The organism is Anaerospora sp. (assembly GCF_032013335.1).
GTDB lineage: Bacteria > Bacillota > Negativicutes > Sporomusales > DSM-15969 > Anaerospora.
Genome location: NZ_DALZUO010000001.1, coordinates 399,858 through 406,006 on the forward strand (window position 1 = coordinate 399,858; position 6,149 = coordinate 406,006).

The window sequence follows — 6,149 nt, forward strand, 5'->3', positions numbered from 1 at the left end:
ATGCAACAGCTAAGATTATCAGGAACAGGCGGACAGGGTCTTATTCTCGGCGGTATTATTCTTGCGGAAGCAGCGCTTATGGACGGTAAGAATGCGATCCAGTCCCAATCGTATGGTCCTGAAGCCCGGGGTGGATCAAGTAAATCAGAAGTGTTGATTTCGGATAAGGTGATTCGTTACCCTAAGATTACTGTACCGAACGTTGTATTGGCGATGAGTCAGGAAGCCTGTAAGAAATACACCGTTGATTTGCCGGAAGAAGGTATTCTGATTACAGACAGCTTGTTCGTAGAAAAGCTGCCTGAAAAGAAATACAGTAAAGTCTATGAACTGCCTATTACCCATACGGCCCAAGAGGAACTGGGGAAAGCCTTGTTTGCCAATATTATTGCGCTTGGCGCCATTGCTAAAATTACGGGGGTTGTCACTGTTGAGTCACTGACAAAGGCCGTATTATCCAAAGTGCCGAAGGGAACAGAAGCGATTAATGAAAAAGCTCTGCAGTTAGGCATGGACATGGTAAAGTAACAACAAATCAATAGTGAAGCAAACTAAAGGCTGCAGAGTTTATGGCTCTGCAGCCTTTAATTTTGTTTCGCCTGCCGCATGTTATTTCAAAATAAGCTCGCTGCCTGGCAGAATCAAATACATGGGAACACAAATCTTGTGAACCGGAGCAGACAACATCTTCATGTCTTTTTCCAGTTTGTGAAAATCAAGCGCTTCATAGAACTCAACGGCATCAGGCAGGGAGAAAAGCGTAACAAGTTGTACACCGGCTATTTTTCTTATTTTAATAATGTCTTGAAGAGTATGTTTGATGATTGCCTGACCGATGCCTTTAAACCGATAGCGGTCATCAACGCATAAAACAGCTATTTCGACACACGGACAAAGGCTGAATATTTTTTCGCCTTTCATTTTTAGGGCAGAGCACTTAGTTGAACAATATGCGACTAGGTTATTGTCTTGTTTATCAAAAAACATGGTTGTCGCAGTATTGCCTGTCTCTTCATAGGTAAATGCATCTGATTTTAAAAATTGTAATAGCTGTGCATTGGTCGATTGAAACGTAGCAATTTGTTTTTCATATTTTCGGGATAAGGGTTTAGAGGTTAACACAATAGACCGGTTTAGTGCGTCTATGCGGATGGGATAAGAAAGAAAATCGGGATTGTCCGGTATTTGAAAACTAGTACTGCCGTTATTCGTTCTGAAGGAGGAGATGGCTTGAATCTGGGTACAGTCCAGTAATTGACCGGGAATCGCCGTCATTTCACAAAGCTCTTGACCAGTCAGCAATTTGCTCCCAGCCATTGAATCACCGCCTGTTCATCTATCTAGTCTCTTATATCATATGCGGGCGCTGCTTCAGTGGATCGGAGTATATGCAGTTCTAGAGAAAAAGCTTTACCTTGTTTCGATTGTTGTGTATTATAATATTAAAAAATTGGAAATGAAGGAAAATTGCTATGAATAATAATGATATCAAAATAATTGAACGTTTGATGACACATGGGCGAACCACCTGGGCCGAATTAGGGGCTTTGCTAGGCTTGTCAGCTCCTGCTGCAGCCGATCGCGTGCACAGGCTGGAAGAAAACGGGGTAATAAAAGGGTATTCGGCATTGATCAATCCGGAAGAGATTGGCTGCGGCCTGGCTGCCATAATCGCGATAACCTTAGAGCAGGCAGAAGTGAAACCTGATTTTATCCACTTAATGATGAATTTGGCAGAGGTACTGGAGTGCCATCACATTGCGGGAGCAGAAGACTATATAATCAAGGTCCGCTGCTCCGGTACCCGCGATTTGGAGCGCTTAATCAGTGAGGAAATAAAATCCCTGCCTGGAGTAAAAACAAGAACAACCGTAATTTTATCTACGGTAAAGGAAACTCCCATATTGCCAATCAAGACTGAAGGAAGGTAGTCGTTATGGAACTTTCTATGTTTGCCAAGGGTATCGTACTGGGACTTTCCATAGCGGCTCCCGTAGGGTCGATAGGGGTACTTTGCATTCGCCGCACGTTGTCGAAGGGGATGCTTAACGGTTTTGTGTCCGGTCTGGGAACCGCAACAGCCGATGCCTTATATGGCTGCATTGCCGCTTTTGGCGTGACGGCAGTGTCCGCCTTTCTCCTGGAACAGCAATTTTATCTGCGGTTGCTTGGCGGCGCATTCTTGCTGTATTTAGGCTGCAGCACATTTTTTTCAGTTCCGGCTGAAACAACTGGGACAACCGGAAATAAGGGGCTTGCGGGTGCTTATGTTTCCGCTTTTTGTTTAACGGTGACCAATCCAATGACCATTCTTTCTTTTGCGGCCATTTTTGCTGGCTTAGGAATCGGAACAACCGGTGGTAACTATGTATTGGCAGGCATGTTAGTGTTCGGCGTATTTGTGGGCTCGTTGCTTTGGTGGCTTTTTCTGAGTGGAATGGTAAATATGCTTCGCACGTCGCTTGACCAGAGAAGCATGGGTTGGATTAACCGGTTGTCCGGAGCTTGCATAGCCGGGTTTGGTTTGTGGAGTCTCTTTAACTGCTGATTTCTTCTTCCAGAATGGTTGCTTCGAAGTAATTAATTGATCTGCGCAAGTTATTGGCAATATCGCGGTTGATTTCACCGCTTTCAAAAAGAGCCTGCACTTCATTCCGTTCAATTTGAATGGCTTTTAGCTGCAGTTCTTTTTTTTGTTTTTCCAGCAGCTCTTTCCCTTGGGGATACTGGGCTTGCATACTTAACCGCTCAATAGACTTATAGTAATTGTTGATCAGCTCAGTAGAAGCCTGCTTTGTATCTTCGCTGATATGCTCGCGGATGGCTGCAATTGCAGCCTTGGACATGCGAATTCTGGCAAAGCGCATCTCCTGGATTTTTGTTTTAAGGTTTTTCTTTTTGTGTGATGTTAATTGTGCCATAAGCCGTTTTAGTAAGGAAGTGATTAGAAAAAGATTTAGTTTCATCTGATTTGATAATGCAGCTTCTATTTCTTTAATATGCTTTTGCAGATGATACGCCGTATCCTCAGAAATTTGTCCTGTTTCCAGCAGGTGTTCCGTTTCGGCTTGCTCTGCCCTGAGGCAGATCATACGCAAGTTTGCTTCCGTTGCCCGTGCCTTTAGTGCAGACGAGTTCTCTTTTTGGAGCGGCATGTGGTAGAGTTTTTCATAGCGGGAAATGACTGACAGCGTAGCAGTTTTGTTTTCGTAGTTCATTTCTTCTTTTAATACATTCATTACTGATCCGATCACCTTTTTGTGGGCAAGGTATTCGATTGAAGCATGATCGGGAGAATCCAGCTTTGTGTGCTTGGCTGCGAGAAGCGGCAGGAGAATGCTTGCAGCAATCAGTGTGAACAGAATGACGCCTGCTGCGAGAAAGATAATCAAAGAGCGTTCTGGAAAGGCACTGCCGTCCTGCAAAACAAACGGAATAGAAAATGCACCTGCAAGTGTCAGTGTGCCTCGCACGCCGGATATGGTGATTAAGATGACTGAATGCATGTGAGGCAGTGGTTCATCCTTCTCTTCAGATATCCACCGTTCTTTGAGGAATACATAATTCCAGATAAAGCGCAGTGTAAGCAAACACAGTGAAATGACGACAATATAAGCAATAACATCCGTATTGCTTATGGTAGCATCACGGAATATGACGGTAGTAACAGCGGGGATTTGCAAGCCTAGGATTAAAAAAACAGTACCGTTAAGAATGAACAAAACCACCGACCAGGTGCTTGTTGATACTACCTGCAATTTGGCCATTACAGATTCAGAGTGATCCCGCTCAACGGCATGGGTAATGCCGCCGGCAACTACAGCTAAAATTCCTGATACGCCAATTTCTTCTGCAGCCATATACAGGATAAAGGGGGTTAGCAGCAAGATGAGCATATGCATGGTTACATCTTCCATACCTGACCGGCGAATAAACATGCGCAGCCGTATTAAAAGGTAGGAAAGTATTACTCCGCATGCCAGCCCGCCCAGCGCGATTACGGTGAAACTGCTTGCAGCCTGAAACAAGGAAAAAAAGCCGGTTACAGTTGCTGCAACGGCAAATTTAAAAGCAACCAGACCGGAAGCATCATTCATCAAGGCTTCTCCCTCAAGAAGATGCATGAGGCTTTTCGGCAGGGCGCTTCGTCCCGCCAAGGCGCCTACAGCAACGGCGTCAGTAGGTGATAAAATAGCAGCTAAGGCAAAAGCTGCCGCAAGTGGAATAGAAGGAATCATCCAATGTATGACATAGCCCATAATAAATACCGTAACAAATACCAGACCTAAGGCCAGCAAAATAATTGGCAGCCGCAAATTCCATAGTTGTTCTCTTGGCATCCTCTTTCCGTCATTGAATAAGAGGGGAGCAATAAATAATACAAAAAATAGTTCGGGATTTAACGGCAAGTGTATACCGGAAGGCAGATAGGCAATGCCAACGCCTAATACAATTTGAATCAACGGTACAGGGACAAAGGGAATAAAGCGGTTTAAGATCATGGACAGGCCGATCAATCCCAGGAGAACTAATACAATGAGAAATAATTCCATAAATATTCGTTCGACCTCCCCTAAAGAGCAGTAATAGTACTTAGTATTAACAAATTTAGTTTAGAGAATGCCTCCACTCTTTTTGCATCGTGCCGGTAAATAGCCAATATGATACAATAGCAGGGAGGTGGTAGTATGACGGGTAAGGGAACTAGTGAAGACGTGCGGTTTTATCGCGATAAGCATTTACCGTTTTTTGAGTTAAAACAATGCAATACAGGCGAGCTTTCTTATCGCAAACATACCCATGAAGAATATTCCGTTGGAATCGTTGAACAAGGAAAAAGCTTCTTTTGGTATGGTGGCAGGACTGCAATACTCTCTCCTAAGACCGTCGTTTTTTTGCCTCCCGATTTCATTCATTCCTGTAATCCTTTTGATCCCGGACAGTGGGCTTATTCGATGCTTTTCGTTAATGCCGCATGGGTTCAGGGATTCATGGATAGTCATGGCAGCTATCTGTTTGATGAGCCTATCGTTAAAGAAGCTCCAGAAAACGGGACTTTTACGGAAACAAACGAGCTGGTAGAAGTGCTGAGCACACATGCAATTCCCCTGGAGAAAGAAGCAAGAATAGCAGCCTTTTTTGAGCGGCATTTAACAGGTTGGCGGGCAAGTCACAATTCTGGTGCCAGTCTTGAGCAGCCTAAGCTTAAGCTGATAAGAGAGTATTTGCAGAGTTGCTTTTTAGAGAAGATTACGCTTGACCAATTGGAGGAAGCTTCGGGCTTGAATAAGTTTCACATTATCAGGCTGTTTAAGGGTTTCTTTAAGATTCCTCCCCACACGTATCAGACCTTGCTGCGGGTAAATTATGCAAAAAAAGAACTGTGCAAACATAGGCCGCTGATTGAAGTTGCTCTTGCAGCCGGGTTTTATGATCAAAGTCATTTTACAAAAGTCTTCAAGGCTCATACGGGAGTAACGCCTGATAGTTATCAAAAGAATATATAAATTAGTTGCTGACATCTCAAAAGTGTCAGCAATTTTTTACAATACAGTGAGAACGGCATTTGTTATGCTAGGTCAAAAAAGGTGGTAAGTTTCAAAATGAAAATTGTTATGGTCATAAACAGAGAATTGCCGTTAGGGTTAATCGCTAATACTGCTGCGGTTTTAGGAATCAGTCTGGGGAAAATGTTTCAGGGCAATATTGTCGGCTGCGATATTCAGGATGCCGATGGCAATGTTCATGCAGGGATTACAACTAAAACGATTCCGCTGCTTACAGGTACGAAGGAGCAGATAAAAGGGCTGCGCGATATAATGGCTGCCGACAATTATTCGGATGTAACAGTCATTGATTTTAGTGAAATTGCCCAAAAATGCCGGGACTATGAAAGCTATGTAGATATACTTTCAAGCTGTAGGACTTCACAGCTTTACTATTTGGGAATCTGTCTCTACGGTCCGGCTAAAAAAGTGAGTAAATTGACTGGCAGCTTAAGCTTGCTGAGATAAATAAAACCCTGCCGGCATTTGGCAGGGTTTTATTTATCTCAGGATACGAGAGTCAGTTTCCTGATGAAATATCTGAAAAGTTACGAAAATTAGCCTCGTTATGGAGGATTTCACCAAAAATCCGGGGAAAACAGT

7 protein-coding genes are annotated in these 6,149 nt (G+C 43.6%); 5 read left to right on the top strand and 2 right to left on the bottom strand.

Annotated features, from left to right (window positions below):
• Positions 1-528 carry a 2-oxoacid:acceptor oxidoreductase family protein gene (locus RTR76_RS01945; protein WP_312516116.1) on the top strand — a complete coding sequence of 176 codons (528 nt, stop codon included), beginning with the start codon at positions 1-3 and terminating at the stop codon, positions 526-528.
• 81 nt (positions 529-609) lie between these two features.
• On the opposite strand, the gene RTR76_RS01950 is transcribed toward RTR76_RS01945, so the two are convergent.
• Complete coding sequence (locus RTR76_RS01950) at positions 610-1,317, bottom strand: GNAT family N-acetyltransferase (protein WP_312516119.1); 708 nt, start codon at positions 1,315-1,317, stop codon at positions 610-612.
• Between the two features lie 155 nt (positions 1,318-1,472).
• On the opposite strand from RTR76_RS01950, the gene RTR76_RS01955 reads away from it, so the two are divergent.
• Both RTR76_RS01955 and RTR76_RS01960 read left to right on the top strand, forming a co-directional pair.
• Positions 1,473-1,931, top strand: coding sequence for an Lrp/AsnC family transcriptional regulator (locus tag RTR76_RS01955; RefSeq protein ID WP_312516122.1), 459 nt, complete (start codon positions 1,473-1,475; stop codon positions 1,929-1,931).
• 5 nt (positions 1,932-1,936) lie between these two features.
• Positions 1,937-2,548, top strand: a complete 612-nt coding sequence (locus RTR76_RS01960) for a LysE family transporter (RefSeq protein WP_312516125.1) — start codon at positions 1,937-1,939, stop codon at positions 2,546-2,548.
• On the opposite strand, the gene RTR76_RS01965 is transcribed toward RTR76_RS01960, so the two are convergent.
• Positions 2,538-4,553, bottom strand: coding sequence for a Na+/H+ antiporter (locus RTR76_RS01965; RefSeq protein ID WP_312516127.1), 2,016 nt, complete (start codon positions 4,551-4,553; stop codon positions 2,538-2,540). The genes RTR76_RS01960 and RTR76_RS01965 overlap by 11 nt on opposite strands.
• 135 nt (positions 4,554-4,688) lie before the next feature.
• On the opposite strand from RTR76_RS01965, the gene RTR76_RS01970 reads away from it, so the two are divergent.
• Entirely contained in the window at positions 4,689-5,507 is an 819-nt protein-coding gene (locus RTR76_RS01970; protein WP_312516128.1) for an AraC family transcriptional regulator, read from the top strand.
• Between the two features lie 96 nt (positions 5,508-5,603).
• On the top strand, positions 5,604-6,014 hold the full coding sequence (locus tag RTR76_RS01975) for a DUF2000 domain-containing protein (protein WP_312516131.1): 411 nt from the start codon (positions 5,604-5,606) through the stop codon (positions 6,012-6,014).
• Positions 6,015-6,149 lie beyond the last annotated feature (135 nt).